Genomic DNA, 20787 nt, shown 5'->3' with positions numbered 1-20787 from the left:
AGCAAATATAGCAATAATTAAACTATTATGAAAAAATTTTTTCTATTTGCAATGGTAGCACTATCAGTGTACTCTTGCCAGAATGATGATTCTACAGCTGATTCTTCTTTTTCAATGAAAGCTGCAGGTGCTGATTACGTTCATCCAGCTGCGGTTCAAACAGTAAGTGGTGCTATAACAACTAACACAACTTGGACAAACGACAGAGTTTGGGAAATTGATGGTGTTATCACAGTAAAAGACGGCGCTAAATTAACTATTCAGGCAGGTACGTTTATTAAAGCTAAACCTTTAGCAGCTGGGATTGCTACAGGAGTTCTTGTAATTACTAAAACAGGTCAGATTGATGCTCAGGGAACTGTAGAGTCTCCAATTGTTTTTACAAGTTATAATTTATTAGATGACAATGCTGACACTGTTGCTGCTCCTGGCGATTTCGGAGGAGTTGTTATTTTAGGAGATGCAGAGGTTAATACTGGTACTACAACAAACATTGTTGAAGGATTAGATGATCAATTAAACTTTACTGAGTTTTATTATGGAGGATCAAACAACAATCACAATGGCGGAATCTTAAGCTATGTACGTATCGAATATGCAGGACGTATCTTAGATACAGATGTTGAAATCAATGGTTTAACATTGGCTGGTGTTGGATTAGGAACTACAGTTAACCACATTCAAGTATCTTATGGTAGAGATGATTCATTCGAATTTTTTGGAGGTAAAGTAAACGCAACTCATTTAGTTTCTTTTGCAGCAGATGACGACAACTTCGATTTCGATTTTGGTTACACAGGAAACATTACAAAAGCGATTGCACTTGCAGACAGCAATTCAACTCATAGTTTAAGCGGTGGAAATCCTGATTCTAATGGTATCGAATTGGATAATAATTCAACAGGAACACTTACTTCACTTATTACACGTCCGGTTATTTCTCAATTGTCTATTATTGGTGTTAGTTCTTCAGCAGTAGCTGATTTGTATGAAAATGCAATTCACGTACGTAGAGCAGGTAATATCAGCCTTACTGATGTTACTGTAACAGGTTACAACACAGGAATTAGATGGGATGCTCCGTCACTTCCTTCAAATTCTTCTTACTTAAGAGTTTCAATCCACGGATTTGATAATGTAGCGCTTCCAACAGGAACAACTATAGCAGGTCTTGGCACAAGTACTTCTACAGTAGATCCAGCTACAAGATGGAATCTTACACAACCTTTCTTTAATAATGGTGCTTTGGATCTTGCTGGTACTACAGGTGCATTTAGAACTGAGCAACTTTGGACTAACGGCTGGACTAGATTTTAAATTTTAGTTGGTTTAAGTCACGTTATTATAATTCAACATGGGCAGAGAAATCTGTCCATGTTTTAAAATTTAAAAAAAATGAAAAAAACATTACTATTATTTGCCTTTACAATGCTTACAACGCTTTCATCTGCTCAATATACTATTTGGGAGGATGATTTTGATGATTCTGATGCTTCAGACTGGACTTTACTAGATAAAGATGGAAATGGCAGTAATTGGATCGCTAGAAAAAACATTCAATTTGATATGAATACCGGTGCTGTAGTTGATGGTGCAATTGACATTTTAGGAACTTATAATATTGACTTATCTGCAGGAGGAGCGCCGCTTGAAAGTTTCGAAGATAATCTTGCCATAAGTCCGGCTTTGGATATTTCTTTTTATTCAGGAAAAATTAATTTGATATTAAATGCACAGCCTAGTATTTATGATAGTAACCAGAACATTTTAATTTACGGCTCTACAGCAGCAGATCCTGCTACATTTACACTTCTGCATACCGTGACTTTAGAACGACTAACATTAGATGATGCAGAGTTTAAAAATTATACTGTCGACATATCACAATTTGCGGGTAAGCCAGAAGTATATATTGCTTTAGGAACTAATACTTCTACTGGATTTATCGGTTACGAAATTGATAAAATTTCTATTACCGCAGAATCTCTTTTGGGTACAGATGACAATCAATTAAAAGCATCGCTATGTTATTTAAAACAAAATCCTGTTCAGGATTATTTGGAATTGGAAATAGCAGAAGAATATAAAAATGAAGAGACAGTTCTTAAAATATACAATACAAGCGGTGTTTTAATAAAAGAGTCACCTTATAAACCAGAAGGATTGGTTGTTAGTGATTTATCGCAGGGTGTTTATTTCCTTTCTGTAAACAATAATGGCTTATCAAAAAAAATAAAAATTATTAAAAAGTAATCTGATTTTTAAATTAAATTATGCTAACAAATACAAACATGAAGAATTTATTGCCGAGGCTATATTTTTTTTCAATTTTAATTACACTTGTAATATCCTGTTCGTCTGATGAACTTTTACCTTTTTACAGTGACGAAACCAATCAGCCTGGCAGAGTAACTATAAATGGTTACAGTGCTTTAAGTGATTCACTGCAGATAAGTGTCAACGACAAAATCATCCAAATTAATAAAGACAAAAAAACGGCCTTTGTAAAAAAAATTGAAAAAGAATATGACTTCGTTTATTTCGGGAGTAAGGAAAAAACTTTTTCTATTATAAATAAAACGACCAAAGAAGTATTGCATACTTATCAATTTAATGCACAGAAAGTAAAGGATACAATTTCTTTTTTTGCAAAAGAAAACCTTTGGATCGATAATATTTCGCGCATAAAAATCGGTGTTTTAAGCAAGCCGGGCAACAGTGGCTATCGATTTATTTTTCCAAATCAGAATGTATATTCTAAAAGTGGTTATACAGGGGACATTGATGGAATTATCCGCAAAATCAACGGACAGGTTTTGGGCACTGTAGAAAATATTAATAAAGATAAGTTTAGTCCTTTTATTGAATTTCCTTTCAGTTCGCCTCCGACAATTTTAATGGAGCTTGTAAAACATGGCACAACCGAATCTTATGTTCCTGGGCAAAAAATAATCGTCATTATGACTATGTCTATTAATAAATCAAAACTGATTGTATTAGAAGAAAAAGCAGACACAAACGGCGCTTTTTCTGGAGTAGATGGTACTTTGAATCTTACCGATTATTTTGTTTTTAAATAATATAAGCTTTTAGAAGATAAAATCGTTATGACTAAACTATTTATAAATGAAATATAGCAAGATTGCAGCTTTATCAATATTTCTTTTTTTATCTGTTTTTGTATTTTCATGTTCAGATAACGATGCTCCGGCTCCGGTTTATGAAGCTGGTACAAATGAATATGTAAATGAGTGGATGTACCAGCAAATGAAAAAATATTACCGTTGGAATACTACAATGCCTCAAAAAGGCCGTTTAGATCTTTTTCCTCAGGAATATTTTGCTGGTTTGCTTCAAGAAGACGACATATATTCTTATGCAGTACACCCCGAACTTCCAGAAACTGCGCAACAAAGCCTAAGACGAAAATTTGGATTTGAAGTCTCTTTTTTTGAATTTGAAACAAAATATTATGGCGTCGTTCTTTATGTTTTGGAAGATTCTCCTGCTAAAAGAAATGGCTTAAAAAGAGGTCGGCTTATAACAAAAATTGAAGGAACAGTACTGAATCAGAATAATTACAATGAATTATATTCTAAAATGACATCAGTCTCGCAGCTTACTCTTGAAACCGTTTCTTATTCTCAACAAACAGGATTTTCTAATTTAAAAGAAGTTTCAATTCTTCAGGGATATACATTTTCACAGCCCATAAATTATAGTGTAATTGAAGATAAAAACAAAAAAATAGGTTATGTCGAAATCTCACATTTTGATGTGGGACAGTCGCAGTCATTTCTTAAGGCTTTTCAGGAACTCAAAAACAAATCAATTACAGAGCTTGTTGTAGACTTGCGGTATAATGGGGGCGGGGATATCGCATCTGCAACAGCCTTGAGTATTATTTTGGCTCCAAATATTCAGTCTGGCAATCTTTTTATAAAATTTGAAGGAAATGCAAACGGCGGAAAAGTCGACCAGTCATTTAAAGAAGCATTAGAAAGTAACGAATCTAAAATAAGTTTTGATGCACTTCGTAATGTTCACCCTTCTATAAACAGGGTTTATATTTTGTGTGGGAAACATACAGCATCTGCTTCAGAACTTATTATTAATAATTTAAAGCCATATATGGAAGTTATAACAATTGGAGATAAAACATTTGGCAAAGATGTAGCTGGTTTTCCAATTGTCGATGATAGAATCTCAGGTAAAAAAGGCTGGACTTTGTATCCAGCAATCTATAAATTGTTTAATTCCAGACATGAAGGCGATTACTCAAAAGGAATTGACCCTCTTATTTTTCAAAATGAAATACAGCAGCCTGAAATTTCCCCATTAGGAAATAGTTCAGAAGTTTTATTAGCAAAAGCTTTAAATTCTATTAATGGAAATACTGCGAAAATCCTTTATCCTTCGGTAAAATACCTTGCCGTTTCAGCAAATGAATCAGATGCCGACTTTTTGAAAATTCATTAATATAAAAAAATCTTTGGTTATGCAGGGTATTGATAAAAGAGAGCATCGAAATCTGGAAGATGTTTTCAAAAAATATAAAAGTAGTTATCAAAAAGCTGAAGTTGAGTTAGAAGATAATCTCAAAATCTGCCAGAATATGGAGGAACTTGATGTTTTATATAACAGTTTTATGATTTTATTAAGTGAATTACAAAGATGTGCCAAAAGTTACGAAAAGAAAAAAATAACAACAAGAAGCATACTTCATAAAAATCTAAGAAAGTTAAATGCAAAAGTACTTCAGAACAAATAATAGATTGATATACTTTAAATTAATGGCATCCTAAAATTAATAATATGAGGTTTAAATTTTAATTGTAATATTTCTTAAAGTATTAGATATCAGGTAATTTTAAAATCAAGTACTACGTCAAAATTAGTCATATTTATAGTGTGCAGTTTAGCATAACGTCTAATCAAAAAACTTTGGTAAAACCATTTATAACCTTTTATGTTTATAAAAAAAGGACAACATTCACATCTAAAATTTATTAAATAGACTGAAGAAAAACTATCTCTAAAAATTCACAAGCAAGGCAGTGGCTTCTTTTTTCAGTCTAATCGGTTTTTAAGCTAAAGTCGCCTTAGTTTCTTTAGGTACTTTTGAAGATAGTTCTAACTTAACACTCTTGAAATAAGGAGATTTAATTTATGTAGAAGATAATTGGGTATTAAATATCATAAAACTGCAATTTTGCCTGTCTGGATTTTCCCTGAACTTGAGATTATTTTATAAATATAAATTCCCGAGGCTGTATTTTTTAGATTGACAATATTGGTTTCTGAAAGTAACGGAGAAGTTATAGTGTTTTGTCCACTAATGTCGTATAAATAGAAAATAGCATTTTCTTCTTTTTGGGTTTCAATAGTAAGCATTTCATTTTTGCTTAATAACGTAGGATAGACAAAAAACGAATCTTGGCCTAAATAATGTGCATCAAGAGTGAGTGAACTAATTACTTTGTTGTTCTCTAAAATTATATTTATTTTATACCGATTACTACCTTTTATTGGAGCAGTGTCTAAAAAAGAGAATGTTTTTGAGCTTATATCATTTATAGTGCTAATGACATTTTCTTGCTCATTGTTGATTTTTACTAATTCAATTCTTTTGATGTTGTACAAACTAAAAAGGCTTGCATCAATTTTTACATTATTTTCTTGATAAACTTCTGCAGCCGTCAGCTCAAAATAGCAATTTGAGTTTTGTGCATATCTTAATGTTGACTCACTTTTTATTCCTTCACTATTTTCAAATACAGGAACAACAGTATAAATTGTTGCATCAGTATAGATGTAATTAGTTTGTGTAGTTTGTTCTTTAAATTCGAAATGGTCATTTATTAGCTGGTAAACATTAAATGAAGAAACATTGGCGGGTTTATCCCAATTTATTTCTGTTGTTCCATCACATACTAAGCTGGCATTGATGTTTAAATCATAAGAAATAATAAAGCTGTCCGATATGTAGTCGGTATTGTTGATGGTCATTTTTAATTTTGCCTTCGAAAATTTTTGTTCTGAAGGTGTATAAGCAAATTGTTGATTATCGAGATTTATACTGTTAGTTATAATTTCCCAAGTTTTTCCGTCATCGTAAGTAATAGACAATTGCCCAGCGACGCCAGAAAATGAAGAAGTCCATTTTAGGGGAGAAGGAGTTTTACCGTCATAAGGAAAATTATCGTTACTAACAGGGTAATTCCACTCAAATTGATTTTCCAATTCATATTCGTAGGCAATGCTGTAGTCTTGAGAATTATTCGATATATATGAGCCAATAACATTGATGTTGTAAGGTCCAGCTACGGGTTTTTCAATAGTTACTTGTTCAATAGTATTGATTTTGTCTTTTCCTCTAACAGCTTGTTTTTCGGGAATATCAGGATTAAGAATCCATGGTAAAAATGTAGCATTGTCTGTTGTTGTAACCTCAAGATCTAAATCGTTTACCAAACTGATATTGCTGTTGATTGCGGCAGGTAAATCGTTCCAGGCTAATGTAATCTTTAAGTTTTTTGCATTTTGAGGAACAATAATAGAATGAGAATTAGTTTGTCCAGAAGCCAAATTTCCAGTTACAATTCTATTTTCGCTGATTGTTTTTAAACTTTTATAAGCATCAATGTTGCCATAGCCATAGGTAAAATCCGGACCAATGTTGCCTAGATCTTTTGCACTGTTAATTAAAATTGCTTTAGTTAATGCATTGCTTAAGGCAGTATTAGTTATTGTTTTGTAACACTGTTTCATAAGCGTAATAATTCCTGTGGCCAACGCTGTAGAATTGGAAGTTCCTTGTGTACTAAAGGCTACTAACTCTGGCTTAATTCGACCATCATAAGCGGGGCCTTTTGAAGAGAAAGGCATTATTACTTCGTTTTGGTCAATGCACCCAAATGTGATAGTATTTTTGGATTGCTTGAAATTGCCCGTAAGAGATTGATAACCTTGGAGGCCATTATTGCCAGACGAAAAACAATGAGTCAGGGAAGGATTTTCGGATAATTGAGTGTCATACCTATTGGCGAGAGAACCGTAAAAATTCTCGATAACTGTGCCATAGGAATGATTTTGTGTAAAAACGTCCTGTAAAGCAGTTATTTCATCAGGATAAAGGTTCAAAAAGTCAGAAGATTTTATTTTCGCCTTAAAGGCAACACCTTTTCCTGATGCAGCACTATTTCCTAATCCAGAAACTATAGTTGCCATAGCAGTTGCGTGATTTGATACTGTAGAAGACTGAATTGCTGAAGGAATGAGTTTGTTGAGCAAATCAACATCATTTACATCAAAAAAATCATCTTTAATGGCTACAATTTCATCTTCGCCAGTCAAAAGAGGAAAATTTTTGTAGGCTTTATTTATAGAATTGATGCTGAAATTTTGATCTATTATTTTGGATTCGGTTTTGGGTTCGAATGATTCTCGTGTAATCGACAATACATTTTTTAAGGCTATAACGGAATTTATAATTTTTTCGGAGTCGCTTTTTATTGCTACCAGACGACTATCTAGTATTGTGATATTAGAAATGTTTATTGTTTTTAACTCTCTAATTAGCCCTTTGATGCTATCCGTAGAAATTATATACTGCTTTTCTTGCTTATGATTGGAGAAATTTGAAGGCAGTTTCCATAGATTATTGACAGGTTGCACTATTTGAGAATGCAGATTATGTTTTAGATTTTCCTCTTCAACAATACAAAAAGTACTGTCCAGTTTTTTTACAACCTTATATTTTTTTTGATGAGCATTTTCTAAAGAAGTAAAATAGTATTTCTCAGATTTTTTGTCGCTTTCTTTTTTGATGTATTGACTCCATTTCTCAGTAGCTTGAGAAAAACAGATTGTTGTCATCATTAAAAAGAGAAAAATTATTTGTTTCTTCATTTAGTGTAGAATTAGGGGCAGTTATACAAATTCTCATCTACGATGGAGTACGACTTATTGAAGACGTTGATTTTTCTTTTACATGGCTTAAGAAATGATTTGTTTTTATGCTTCTTCTTTGGAAATATTTATTGTTAGCATTCAAATCAAATTTAGTAAAATATTTGTTAAATGTTGTTATTTTTAATTTTCCTTCAAAATCACATAAAACCTTATAAATGTTATTTTATTTTAAATAGTTTATATTTAATAACGATGCATATTGTAAGATTAACTTTAAGTATATTTACGCTAAATAAAAGCATTAGAAATGTATTTTTATTGTATTTGTTTGATTTACATGTGATTGTTTTTTATTTGATTTTTTGATTATAGTTAATCTGAATAAATATAACAAAAAATAGTTATTTTGTTAAATATTGTTTTTATAAGTATTTTAAGATTAAAAAATGTTTAAGTTTGGGTATAAATAGTATTAATATTTTGTAAAGATTTCCAAATTTATCAACTTATTTAACAACCAAGTAAGAACCTATTATGAAAAAAAACAAATCAATTTTAGTCTTGTTATTTATAACATTAACATTCTTGTCGTGTAGCAAAGATGATGCGACAACTCAATCTGACCAAGGGTCACTTAAAGTAACACAAGATGTATTAAATAAAATTAGTTCTCTGTCACTAAACAACAAAGATGTTCAGGTGATAAAAAACACTAATTTGGATGGAACTACTGAGGATGCCTACCTTGTTGAAGGATGTATAGTCATAACCGAAGCCCAATTAAACGAAATGGATCTTCACGGAGGTATTACCACAGAGCAATATCGTACTACAAATTTAGTATCTGCACCAAGAACTATAAGAGTAGTGGGATTATCTGGAACTGGTACAACAGCGTTGACTACCAATATGCGTAATGGACTGCAAGCTGCTATTAATAGATATAACAATTTAGGTTTGTCTATTAACTTTACTCTTACCTTTAGCTCATCTACTTCTGGTGCAAACATAGTCGTAAGAAGACAGGTTGGATCAGCAGGCGGAGTAGCCGGTTTTCCAACAGGAGGAAATCCTTATAGTTCAGTTACTTTGTATTCTGGATTAGATACTTATTCGACGGGTGTAAACGCACACGTATCAGCACATGAAATTGGTCACTGTATTGGTTTACGCCATACAGACTGGTTTAGCCGTCAAAGTTGTGGGCAGAACTCTAATGAAGGAACGGCCGGTGTTGGAGCAGTTCATATTCCAGGTACGCCTACAGGATATGATGCGACTTCTTACATGAGAGCATGTTTCAGTTCAAGCGAGACTGGAGCTTTCAACGCTAATGATATTATAGCCCTGAATTATTTATATTAGAAGTTGAATTAAAGTTTTCTTTACAAAATAGGAGAAGGCTGTTTCATAGTTTATGAAGCAGCCTTTTTTTGTTCATTATTATAAATTATTTTTTATTAGATTGATTTATTTGTAAGTGTAGAAGTTGAAATTTATAAACCAAAATAATAGTACAGATAAAGTTTGTCAATATGATTTTATAATTATACTTGTATCTTTCGATCAAGAAGGAATTACTTTGTTTCTTTCAGAGGTTTAAAATAGTTTTATTGTATTTAATATGGATAAGATAATGGTTAAATATTGCTTTTTTCTTTTTTTATTGATTTTGTCATGTAAAGAAAGAAAAGAATTAAGTGTTGAGAATTATTTGATTACGAATAGAATGTTCAATTTTCAAATTGAATATAGCAATACATTCAAACAGCGGGTTACAATTATGCAACAGAATGATTGTAAGATATTTATTTATCATGATATGGAAAGTGGAAAAAATTATTCATTAAAAATTTTGAATAATCATAATATAATTTATAGAGGAGTACAGATTAAAAAAGTAGATTCTAAGTTTTTCAAAATAAATAATTCAAGCTTCGATTTGACCAAATATTATTTTGAGGATAAAAAAGATTACCGACGAGACTCTTACCTCTTTATAAATAATGAAAATGGAATAGTATTTACTGAATCCTTAAATTGGGGAACCATGGCAGAATATGACATTAAAAAATTTAATAAAATTCACAAACTAATTGCATTAAAACAGTTGGGTTTTAAAGATGGTGAATTTGAATTAGAGTATGCCAACAGGAATTATAAACCTATAAAGAATTAACATCAATATTTTAGTTTGAAGAAGATAATATTAATATTAGTAATGATTTTTATAAGTTGTAAAAGAGAAAATGATGAATATGATCGTATTTTGAAGTCTTTAGAAAAAAATTATGTCAATTCTGAATTACCTAGAAAAGATCTTTTGCTTTGTTTTCAAATTGATTCAACTAAATTTCATAATGATTCTATAGAATATAAGAAAGCGATTCTTCTTTTTTACAAGCAGAAACAACCTTTTATAGAATACTTGATGAAGAATAAAAATCAATCAAATAGATATAATAATTGGATTTTCACAACTAATCCATGCTCATCTACCCTTGAAGAAAATGATTATATATCTAATTCCAAGGGAAGTATTATATTAATAGATAATCTCCTTATTGGAGACCATAAAAACATAATAATTAATGATTATACTCATAAAATTGATTACAAAACATTAGAGTCTATAATTGAAGAGAATCAAGATCAGAGTTACCAAGAACTAAGAGCTGATTACATAAAATATTTAGAAGAATTGCGGTAAAAGTATAAGGCTATGTTGGTGTAGTTCTAAATTTCCTTTTTTATTAAGACAAATTCTTTCATGCGCCACCATGTCTTCTTGTGTTTTTGTCAAATTAATGCTAATGTAGTTTGATTTAACAAATCATAAAAGCATAGGACAATAAAGCTTTATCTGTATTTCTGTTATGCTTTCGGCATGTTGGATCAGACAATTGGTTTGATTCTTTGAAAGTGGCGTTAAATTGGTGCCAATTGCGCAGGTTTTAATCCAGTCTTCTCTAGAGATTTTAGGGATTGCATCAAAAGCTATATTTGATTTTAATTTTGCAATGATTTTTTCTCTGGTTTCGCACGTAAATTTTTTGCCCGGTTTATCGATTTCTTCTAGCCAGCTTTTATCAAGTTCATGAATGTCTATAACCTTAGGGAGTATGTTTCCTTGTTCCAGATTATCAACAAAACCAGTTATGCATTTTTCGGGTTCCCAACCTAGAGAAATATAGGCAATTGGGCGTTCGTCTCCGCTAACATTCCAGTATATGTTTTTACGCATTTGAAAAGCTTTTATTCTATACATAAAAAGATCAACAGTGCGTATTAAAAGCGATATAGTATTATTGTATTTCAAATCTTTCATAAAACTTCCTCCTGCATCAGAAACGATTATGTGCGAGCAACAAAATGAACTTTTACTTTCAGTCAATTTATGTATGCCCTGATTGTCGTAAACTCCTCCATCAATAAGTTGCGGTTTGGCTTTGTAAGGAGTCGTTTTCGCAACAGAGTTTTCAGATGTATTATTTGATTCGACGCATTTCTGTGTGTCTTTTAACATTTCGCTTTTTGATGGTTCATCATTAGGAATAATGAATTGGTCGTCGATAAAAACCGGAGAAAATGCAAACGGCACACAGCTCGATGCGGCAACAGCCCTAGAAATAGGAAAACCTTTTGTCGTAAATTTGATTTTCTCACTATTGTAATAAGAATCCCCCATTTTATCTTTAGAAAATGTAAATGGTTTTCCAGTATGAAGATTGGAAGATCCGATTACCATTTTGACATTTTTTTTGATAGAAGTAAGATCTGCACCATTATAAAAAAAGCGATCATATGCTTTCTCAATGAGTTTGCTTAAGGGAAGCAAGTGATATTGAAAACGAAATATCAGAAAAAGCACAATCCCAAATAAAGGGAAAGAAATGTATGAAAAAGAAGTGAAACTCAAAATTATGCAACCCGCCAAACCAATAAAAATAGGTACCGCTGCAATCAAGAATCGGAACCGAGTTAAAACATATTTAATTACGTTTTTGGTTTCTAGATTTTTTTTAAACCTTGCATGGAAATTATTGTAGTCTTCCTCACTTAACAACCATGCGGCGCCAGTAATTGATCCACCAGATATGGTTGAAAGTACTTCGGTTTTTTCGAGAATGCCTAATTCTTTTAGCTTTTTTAATGTTCCGAGATGGAACGCGGCTGCTCTGTATCCACCTCCAGAAAGAGATAATCCTAATTCGTTTGGTTCTTTCATTTTTTTGGTTTTTTTGTAGGTTATTTATCTCAGTAAAAATAATGCAATGCCTAAATTTATCTATAAGTATTTATACTTGAAATGACACTACATTTGTGCGATTCTGATTTGTAAACTTCAGTTGACATTAAAATTATGATTGATTTTGATATTATTAGAACATTCTGTTTAGGATTGTTTCATTAAATTTTAATCTCTTTTGTATTAACTGGCAATGCTAAATCGGTTCAAATATTTCGAAAAGCTCTTAAAAATAAAGTTTCTGGAAAGATTGATTGTTTAGAGTTGGAATAATATTTAAAAACTTATTTTTTTTCTGATCATCTTTTGCCTGTATTTTGGACTTTCGGTAAGATATTTTTTATATTAGCGTCACTTTATTAATAGTTAGACAGCAATTCTTGAAAATATAAACCAATGAAATTCAAATATTACTCATTTAGGCACGCGGGTGTAATCTTTCAGGAATCGGAGTTTATCGACCAGTTTACGGAGATAATAGAAATCATAGATGGTATTTCTGAAAATGATCTGATAGACAAGCATAATAGTTATGGTCTGATAAATATAGAGAATACGCCGATGAGTCTGTCGAAGTCGATTAATAGTCTTCTTAAAGAGCGGTTTAAAGCTTCGGGATGGCATGAAGAATCAGCTATTTTTCAAGACAGTCAATATCGCGGGGATACTTGGAGACTCGATTTTGCAAAGAAGGATGTGTCGATTGAAGTGGCATTTAACCACGCGTCGGTTATAGCATGGAATCTTCTAAAACCCGTTTTGGCGAGTGAATTGAATCATGTTGATAAAGCTATTCAAACAAAAATAGGGGTAATAATCACCGCGACGGAAGCCTTAAAAAGAGCTGGAGGATTTGACGGGGCTGTAGGGACTTTCGAAAAGTATCTGGAGTATTTGCCTCCTCTAAATAATGTATTGACTGTACCGCTTTTTATAATTGGTTTGGACACACCGGATACTTTTCGTGTTGATCAGCATCAGCATGCATTGAGAAAGAAAATCGGAAAGATTGTTATGAAGGAAGTCATAAATACTGCTATAGAAAATGATGAAATCCCAATTTGATAATGACCTAACTAAGGAAATTTTGCTCGGAAAACATCTTGATTCCATCTATCTTAATCTTTTCGAAGGATACGATGTAAAGAGGGTTTTTGACCATGAACAGCAGCATAATGGAATTGATCTCATAATTTCTAAAGATGGAGCGGAATTTTTTATAGATGAAAAAGCCCAACTGGATTATCTAGAAAAAGATTTGCCAACATTTGCATTTGAAATTTCATATCTTAAAGATGGTAAGCAACGTCGCGGATGGCTTTTTGACGATAAGAAGCTTACGCATAGATATTTTTGTGTAACGGCAATATGTTGTAAAGAAAAAGACATTCCCCAAAACGGTTTCAAAAGTTGCAAAATAACATCCATTGATAGAGATAAACTTATAAAGCTTCTCGGCTCGAAAGGACTTACTAATGAAAGAATGAACAAAATTAATGAGGAAATACGTTTTGGTGCTTCAGAAGGAAAAATCCCGATAAAGGAGCTGGATGATTCTAATGAGGGATATTTGTATTTTTCAAAATCCGGAAAATCCGAACAGCCTATAAATGTAGTTTTAAAGCTTGCCTACCTTATCGCAAATAAGGCAGGCAAAAGAATTTATTAAGATACTTCAGCTGATAGTATTTCAGCAATCTTTTCAACTATTCCCACAACTAGAGAATTACCCATTAAAAATGCTCTTTTTGTATCAGAGACGCCTTCAATCTTGGTGTGATTGTCATTAAACATATTAAGCCTTTCTAATTCGACAGGAACCAATCTTCTTAATCCTTTATCCGTATGAACAACATGTTTGAATCTTGAAGGAGATTGTCCGCCTTCTCCTGTAATTATTGTTCGTGATGGCTCGTGAATAGAATCAGGAAAAATCATGCTTCCTTCTGCATAGTTATATTCAAAGCCACTACTGCTTTTTCGTATTTCTTTTTTTGCACCTTTTAAATACTTCCATTTGTCAAGTTCTTCTTCCGAAATATAATATTCTTTGGGAACAATTTTGTCATCAACTAAAATGTCTTTAATGATGGTCTTTTTTCCATCAAAATTCTGAACCGTTTTAGCAGTGTAGATATGTCCGTTTATAAGAAGTCCAGAATTTAAAAATGGTGATATTTTTTGACCTACACCGAAATTGTCGCTGATGTCTTTTAAATCTCCTTTTATGTCAAAATAACTTTCAGAAATCGCATTGGCAGAAATTGGAAATCCCTTTGCCATAATTCCTTCTGATAAAACCCAATTATCGAGCTCATCAGATTTGATTTTCTTATATGTTTTTGATGTTTTATGATAGCCTATAAAAAAGATTCTCCTTCTTCTTTGAGGAAAGCCATAATCAGATGCATTGATTACGCGCCATTCTACAGCATAGCCGAGTTCGTCAAGTCCTTTTAGCATTACCGCAAAATCTCTCCCTCTTTGAGAGCTCGGAGATTTAAGGAGCCTGTCTACATTTTCTAAAATAAGATATTTCGGTTTGTTTTTCTTTTCACTTAGTATTTTATGGATAGACCACCACAAAACTCCTTTTTTGCCAAGCAGGCCTTTTGAGTTTTTTAATGTGGTTGCAACAGAATAATCTTGGCAAGGAAATCCTCCAACAAGCATATCGTGGTCGGGTATGTCTTTTATTTCGACATCTTCGATGCTTATATTGCTATGGCCTTCTTTTCCCCATATTTGCTCGTAAATAAGTGAAGCGTGTTGGGTTTTTGTAGAAGGTTCCCATTGATTGCTCCATATTACATCATATAAATCCTTATTTATAATTTTGTTTGCCCTTTCTAGGCCCACTCGAAAACCACCTACTCCCGCGAATAATTCTATTGTCTTTATCATATTTATATTTGGTAGTCCTTTTGCGCAAATATAAAAAATAAGAAAGTATTATGCCATAGCCCGAATAAGTAAAATATAACTTGAAAATGTTAATGTCTACAGCTGTTTTCAAATCAATTGATTAATTTTTCAAATGATAGAATGATAAATGGATGTGCTGTATTGATAGTTTTTCGAAAAAAGAACTAATTTTAGTAAGTCTTGATTTTTGAATCTACTTTAAGAGATAGAGTTTTAAATCGTAATATTATGCAGGTTTTTGATTTCTGACATTACAAAAGTACTCTGTGTGCTGCCAATACTTTCTACAGAGCCTAATTTGTTAAAGACGAAATTCTGATAATGCTTCATATCCTTAGCGAATACTTTAAGTATAAAATCATAATCTCCAGATATATTGTAACATTCAACTACTTCGTCGATTTTCATAATATCTTCAACAAAACTGTTGCCGATATTACGATCATGTTGTTTGAGTTTGATGTTGCAGAAAACAATAAAACCATGACTGAATTTTTCGTGGTCGATGAGAGCAATATATTTTTTTATGTATCCGTTGTTTTCTAATCTTTTGACACGCTGCAATACTGGAGTAGGAGATAGATTAACTTGAGAAGCCAGTTCTTTTATAGTGTAGCTCGAATTGTTTCCAAGTATTTTTAACAAAAGCAAATCGATAGTATCCAGTTCTTCCATAGTGTAAAAATCTTTTTAAGTGTCAAAAATACATTTAAAAAAGTAAATAATGCTTGTTTTTGAGCAGAAAATAGCTGAATTGTCTTATCTGATTGCTTTTAATAGATTTTTTTGTTCTAAAGAATAACTTTGCATGAGAGTTAAGCTGTATATTTTGTTTTAGTTTTTACTCTAATTTATCGATCGGATTAGGTTTTACTTAGCTGTGAATCAAAAGGGAATCGTGTGAAAATCACGAACTGTCGCGCAACTGTAAGTAACACATCAAGATTTTTATCCACGAGCTCCACTGCCAAAAGCGGGAAGGACGATAAAAATTGTTACAAGTCAGGATACCTGCCTAATCTGAATGACGATGCTTTCGCGATAAGGAGCTTAGGTCAAATCAGTATATAAAGTTGTACCAAAACCAATCTGGTTCTTGGAACTCTCTACTGTATGTTTAGCCTTTGCCTTTTCTGCTTAAGATTATTTACAGGACAGTTAAACATAAACCAAAATAAATTTATGAAATTTTTAGTTACTGGAGGCACTGGGTTTATTGGTGCGCGTGTAGTGGCCAATTTGTGGGAACGCAAAATTCCTGTCATTGCAGCCGACTTGAATTTGAATATTGAATGGACAAAGGATATTGCAATCTTAAAACATCAGAATGACCCTTCTAAGATTGCTGAGATACAGCAGCAGATTGATAAGACATTATTTATCAATCTTGATGTATCGGACAAGCTACAAGTAAAAGAAGTTTTTGACCAGTTTCCAGATATTACACATGTCATTCATCTAGCTTATTTAATGAGTGCTGAGGTAGAGGCAGACCAGCATCGTGGCGTTTCAGTCAATATGCTGGGAATGATCAACATATTTGATATGAGCGTACAACACAATTTGTCTCGTGTTGTTTTTGCAAGCAGCGAAACGATTTATGGAGCAAATCATAGTGCTTACGGAGATGAAAATTATGCAGTAAAAGAACAAGATTATTGTTCTCTTGATGATCATTTCTATACCTATGGCGTAATGAAAATGCTTAACGAATTTACAGCTCAAAAATACGTAAAAAACAAAGGAGTGAGTATTGCGGCTATGCGTCCGCCGATTGTTTACGGAGACGGCAGAATGAGAGGATCTGTTCTTTGGGCCTGCGAGTTTGCAACAAATCCTGCACTTGGCAAAAAAGTTAATCTTCCTTTTTCAAAAGAGGCACGAGACTGCTGGATTTATGTCGACGATGCTGCCGAACAGTTTGTGAGGCTTTCTTTAAAACCAAAACTGAATCATTTTGCCTATAATAATGGAGGACATTCTGTTACGGCTGAAGAGCTGATGCAGACGGTGCAAAATATTGTTCCTGATGCACAGTTTGAATTTGACGAAAGCGTCCCTAGAACATCCTTAGTCGACCGTTGCGACAGTAGCCGATTGGAAGAAGAAATAGATTTTGTGCCTCGTTCACTTGAAGAGGGGATAAGAGCTCAAATTGAGGAAGCCCGAAGCAGACAAAAACAAATCAATTATTAATCAAATTATATTAAAATATTATAAAGATGTCAGGATTTCGTAATACAGTAGTCGGAAGTTATCCGCGTCCAGAAAAACTGGAAGATACCATGAAACGTCCCGTTATGAATCAGAATGAAGTTGATGATTACATTAAATGGGCCGCAAAAGATCAGGCTGATTTAGGACTTGATACAATTACAGATGGCGAAGGATACAGGGAAAATATGTATTATTTTTATCAGAAGCGTATCGATGGAGTTTCTTTTGAGGATATGCCAAAAGTTACTTTCGGTACTGCGGGTTTCGGAATTGAATGTCCGAGAATAATCGGAGAACTTAAAAATCCGCGTTTTGATACGGCACGAAATTGGAAAATTGCTCGCGATGCCGCTCCGGCTGGTGTTGATGTAAAGCTTACTGTAACTGGGCCTCATGTTTTGTATCGTTTCAGTGTAAACGAACGCAAGGATCTTTATCCAGACGGACAGGCTTTATGCAGAGCTTGGGCAAATGTTTTGAGAGATGAAATAGCTGAAGCCATAGCGCTTGGATGTGAACACGTGCAGTTTGATGAGCCTATGTGGACAGAATCTCCGGAAGAAAGTCTTTGGGCGGCCGAAATCTTAGCAGAATTGATTGAATCGCTTCCTAAAAAAGTTCGTATCGGACTTCATGTCTGTGGAGGTAATCCGAGAAGAAAACGCGTTTATTTTACCAAATATACGGATCTTGTTGAAGCTTTTAAAGCGGTTCCTGTTGATGAACTGATGCTGGAACATTGCACATTGAGTTACAATATGTTGGAATTGTTTGATTTATGGGATTTTAAAGGTGATTTAGCATTAGGAGTCATAGATCAGCGTAGTGATGAATTAGAATCTGTTGAAGAGATTCGTGAACGCATAAAACCGGCATTAGATTATTTTCCTGCTGAGCGTTTAATATTGACCAGCGAATGCGGTTTCGGACACGTGCCAATAGAAATTACTCATGCAAAATTGAAACGTTTGGTTGAGGCTTCTAAGATGCTGTAAATTTAGACGTTAAAGAAATTGTAGGTTCGGAAATTTTCCGAACCTTTTTTTATTATAAAAAAATATTTAAGTTATTTAGAATAAATAAAAATAACAGTTTTATATTTGCGCCAAATTTTAACCAAGCCAAATAATGAACACAAAGATTTTTATGCTATTATGCACATTAATGTGCAGTTATATGTTTTCGCAAAATTCTGGCATTTCAGGTTCTGTGAAAACATCAAATATGAATTCCCTTGATCAAATCACTATAAAAGTTAAAGGAAGTTCAATTTCTACAACGACAGATTCTCAAGGAGAATACCGAATAAAAAATTTAAATTCCGGATCAGTTGTACTTATATTTTCGGGATCAGGTTTTGAAAAACAAGAAATAACAGCCGAATTAAAAGATAATGAAACAACGCTGGTGCCAGAAGTTTTTATGATAGAATCTGTTAATCAGCTTCAATCTGTCGAAGTTACTGGAAGAAAAAAATCTTCATACAAAAATGACAATACTTTTTCTGCGACAAAACTTGAAATGAAGGTTATTGACGTACCGCAGAGTATTTCGTTTGTCACAAAAGAATTAATTCAGGACCAGCAGGCGCTTCGATTGAAAGATGTAGGGAAAAATGTGGCGGGTGTAAACGAATTCAGTACTTATGATGATATAACTATTAGAGGATTTAGAAATAATGACAGCAATGGAAGGCTTATAAACGGACTTCGTGGTGTTAATACCTTTTGGACGAGTCCACTTCTTGTTAACATTGAGAGGGTAGAATATATCAAAGGTCCGGCATCAGCAGTTTTCGGAAATTCTAGTCCAGGTGGAACCATCAACATGATTACCAAAAAACCGCTGGATGAAACCAGACAGGCAATTCAGTTTACGACAGGAAGTTTTAACACTTTTAGAACTGCAGCAGATTTCACAGGAGCTGTAAATGAAGATAAAACATTGCTTTACAGATTAAATTTAGGATATGAAAATGCAGATACTTATAGAGATCAAATTAGTAATAAATCGATTGTAATTGCACCTTCTGTATCCTTTATTCCAAAAGAAGGAACTCGTTTTAATGCCGATTTGGTATATACTAATTTGGATACGAAATTAGACAGAGGAAGAACTATTGTACAAGGAACGACAGATCTTTTTGCGACTCCAATTGGTTTTAATATTGCACAACCAAATGATTATTTAAAAAGCAAAACATTGGCATTGACTTTATCGTTTAGTCAAGTAATCAATCAATATTTAACGTTTAATGCGTCTTATTTAAAAGTAAGATATGATGAAGAATTGAATGAGCATGGTTTTAATGGATACCTTAGTCCAACACTAATTGCGATGTACTTTAATGACCGTAAAACAATTCAGCAAGGAAACAATTTATCGACCTACTTTTCTTCAAAATTTCAAACAGGAGATTTAGAGCATCAAGCAATTGCAGGATATGATTACATTAACGGAGAAATCAATCAATATCAGAGAGATGCTGAGAACGAATCTGGAAACGTAAGCAATTTTGATTTGTCTAATCCAACTTATGCAATCAGACCAATTGAAACGTATGTATTTACTTCAACAACAAATGATATCACTAAATATTATACTAATGGCTTTTATGTACAGGATTTAATCAAATACAAAAAAATTCAATTGTTGTTAAGTTTAAGACAAGAATTCTACACATTTCCTGAAAATGCTTCTGCGGGAATTACTGATGGGAAGAAAACAGAAAAAGCACTGCTTCCTAAAATTGGTCTTACTTATAGCATTGCAGATAATATAAATGTTTATGGTACTTATGCTACTGGATTTGAAGCTCAGAATGCTACAAATGTCGGTAATGTAAATGCAGGTGGCCCTTTTGACCCAATGACGAGTAATTTGTTGGAAATAGGCTCAAAAGGAGAATTTTTTAATAAAAGGCTTTTTGTAGGAACGTCTATTTACCAGATTACAAGAAACAATATTTTAGTAAGTGCAAACGATGCTTCAAATCCAGATTTATTGGAGCAGAGAGGGCAGGAGCGCGCTAGAGGTTTTGAAATCGAAGCTTCGGGAAGAATAGATAACAATTGGAGTGTAAATTTGAGTTATGCTTATAACAACGCCATCATTACCAAATCTACTGTGGAGGATGCTGATGATTTAGTAGGACGTACCAAAGAAAACGCACCAAAAAATATCAGCGGAAGCTGGATAAAATATAACTTTACAGAAGGAAAAATTAAGGGACTTGGTCTGGCATTTGGACACAGTCAGGTTTCAAAAAGAGAAACATTTGTAAGAACCCTTCAGTTGCCATCTTATGTGGTGTTTAATACTGCAGCATATTACAAAGTGGACCGTTTTACCATCGGAGTTAATTTTAATAATATTTTTGATAAAAAATATCTTGTAGGAGGTTATAACTATCAACGTAATTTTACAGGTGCTCCAAGTAATTTCCTTGTAAATGTTGGATATACATTCTAAATACAAAAAAG

General features: G+C 33.0%; 17 protein-coding genes and 1 riboswitch. Of the genes, 13 read left to right on the top strand and 4 right to left on the bottom strand.

The window, feature by feature from the left end:
- Positions 1 to 27: 27 nt before the first annotated feature.
- From ACFFLS_RS11740 to ACFFLS_RS11720, 5 genes are all read left to right on the top strand, one after another.
- The gene (locus ACFFLS_RS11740) at positions 28 to 1317 is read left to right on the top strand and encodes a beta-helix domain-containing protein (protein WP_379686693.1); all 1290 of its coding nucleotides are present in this window, start codon (positions 28 to 30) and stop codon (positions 1315 to 1317) included.
- Between the two features lie 78 nt (positions 1318 to 1395).
- Entirely contained in the window at positions 1396 to 2253 is an 858-nt protein-coding gene (locus tag ACFFLS_RS11735; protein WP_379686695.1) for a T9SS type A sorting domain-containing protein, read from the top strand.
- 38 nt (positions 2254 to 2291) lie between these two features.
- On the top strand, positions 2292 to 3080 hold the full coding sequence (locus ACFFLS_RS11730; protein WP_379689384.1) for a hypothetical protein: 789 nt from the start codon (positions 2292 to 2294) through the stop codon (positions 3078 to 3080).
- Between the two features lie 46 nt (positions 3081 to 3126).
- A complete protein-coding gene (locus ACFFLS_RS11725; protein ID WP_379686698.1) occupies positions 3127 to 4479 on the top strand; it encodes a S41 family peptidase in 1353 nt (450 codons plus the stop codon).
- Positions 4480 to 4498: 19 nt separating this feature from the next.
- Entirely contained in the window at positions 4499 to 4771 is a 273-nt protein-coding gene (locus tag ACFFLS_RS11720; RefSeq protein ID WP_379686700.1) for a hypothetical protein, read from the top strand.
- A 425-nt stretch (positions 4772 to 5196) separates the two neighbouring features.
- Here the strand turns inward: ACFFLS_RS11720 and ACFFLS_RS11715 are convergent, their stop codons facing one another.
- Positions 5197 to 7911, bottom strand: a complete 2715-nt coding sequence (locus ACFFLS_RS11715) for a S8 family serine peptidase (RefSeq protein WP_379686701.1) — start codon at positions 7909 to 7911, stop codon at positions 5197 to 5199.
- Positions 7912 to 8499: 588 nt separating this feature from the next.
- Between ACFFLS_RS11715 and ACFFLS_RS11710 the strand changes: the two genes are divergently transcribed.
- The 3 genes from ACFFLS_RS11710 (at position 8500) to ACFFLS_RS11700 (ending at position 10624) form a co-directional block, all read left to right on the top strand.
- Positions 8500 to 9279 (top strand): M57 family metalloprotease, encoded by a 780-nt coding sequence (locus tag ACFFLS_RS11710; RefSeq protein ID WP_379686703.1) that lies wholly within the window; start codon positions 8500 to 8502, stop codon positions 9277 to 9279.
- 259 nt (positions 9280 to 9538) lie between these two features.
- On the top strand, positions 9539 to 10093 hold the full coding sequence (locus ACFFLS_RS11705) for a hypothetical protein (protein WP_379686705.1): 555 nt from the start codon (positions 9539 to 9541) through the stop codon (positions 10091 to 10093).
- Positions 10094 to 10108: 15 nt separating this feature from the next.
- Entirely contained in the window at positions 10109 to 10624 is a 516-nt protein-coding gene (locus ACFFLS_RS11700; RefSeq protein ID WP_379686706.1) for a hypothetical protein, read from the top strand.
- Between the two features lie 123 nt (positions 10625 to 10747).
- Here the strand turns inward: ACFFLS_RS11700 and ACFFLS_RS11695 are convergent, their stop codons facing one another.
- A complete protein-coding gene (locus ACFFLS_RS11695; protein ID WP_379686707.1) occupies positions 10748 to 12142 on the bottom strand; it encodes a patatin-like phospholipase family protein in 1395 nt (464 codons plus the stop codon).
- A gap of 417 nt (positions 12143 to 12559) precedes the next feature.
- Between ACFFLS_RS11695 and ACFFLS_RS11690 the strand changes: the two genes are divergently transcribed.
- A complete protein-coding gene (locus ACFFLS_RS11690) occupies positions 12560 to 13228 on the top strand; it encodes a BglII/BstYI family type II restriction endonuclease (RefSeq protein WP_379686708.1) in 669 nt (222 codons plus the stop codon).
- A complete protein-coding gene (locus ACFFLS_RS11685) occupies positions 13209 to 13832 on the top strand; it encodes a hypothetical protein (RefSeq protein ID WP_379686709.1) in 624 nt (207 codons plus the stop codon). The genes ACFFLS_RS11690 and ACFFLS_RS11685 overlap by 20 nt, the downstream gene beginning before the upstream one ends.
- Here ACFFLS_RS11685 and dcm read toward each other — a convergent pair.
- Positions 13829 to 15067, bottom strand: a complete 1239-nt coding sequence (dcm, locus tag ACFFLS_RS11680) for a DNA (cytosine-5-)-methyltransferase (RefSeq protein ID WP_379686711.1) — start codon at positions 15065 to 15067, stop codon at positions 13829 to 13831. The two genes, ACFFLS_RS11685 and dcm, sit on opposite strands and share 4 nt — an antisense overlap.
- Before the next feature lie 234 nt (positions 15068 to 15301).
- Positions 15302 to 15763 (bottom strand): Lrp/AsnC family transcriptional regulator, encoded by a 462-nt coding sequence (locus ACFFLS_RS11675; RefSeq protein WP_379686712.1) that lies wholly within the window; start codon positions 15761 to 15763, stop codon positions 15302 to 15304.
- 173 nt (positions 15764 to 15936) lie between these two features.
- Positions 15937 to 16121, top strand: a riboswitch (cobalamin riboswitch).
- Positions 16122 to 16270: 149 nt separating this feature from the next.
- Here ACFFLS_RS11675 and ACFFLS_RS11670 point away from each other — a divergent pair.
- The 3 genes from ACFFLS_RS11670 (at position 16271) to ACFFLS_RS11660 (ending at position 20776) form a co-directional block, all read left to right on the top strand.
- Positions 16271 to 17284, top strand: coding sequence for an NAD-dependent epimerase/dehydratase family protein (locus ACFFLS_RS11670; RefSeq protein WP_379686713.1), 1014 nt, complete (start codon positions 16271 to 16273; stop codon positions 17282 to 17284).
- 26 nt (positions 17285 to 17310) lie between these two features.
- The gene (locus ACFFLS_RS11665) at positions 17311 to 18300 is read left to right on the top strand and encodes a hypothetical protein (RefSeq protein WP_379686714.1); all 990 of its coding nucleotides are present in this window, start codon (positions 17311 to 17313) and stop codon (positions 18298 to 18300) included.
- Positions 18301 to 18433: 133 nt separating this feature from the next.
- Positions 18434 to 20776, top strand: coding sequence for a TonB-dependent siderophore receptor (locus tag ACFFLS_RS11660; RefSeq protein WP_379686716.1), 2343 nt, complete (start codon positions 18434 to 18436; stop codon positions 20774 to 20776).
- Positions 20777 to 20787: the final 11 nt, after the last annotated feature.

Origin of the sequence: Flavobacterium procerum, assembly GCF_042431625.1 — a bacterium.
In the GTDB taxonomy this organism is placed as follows: domain Bacteria; phylum Bacteroidota; class Bacteroidia; order Flavobacteriales; family Flavobacteriaceae; genus Flavobacterium; species Flavobacterium procerum.
This window is presented reverse-complemented; position numbering and strand designations above follow the sequence as displayed.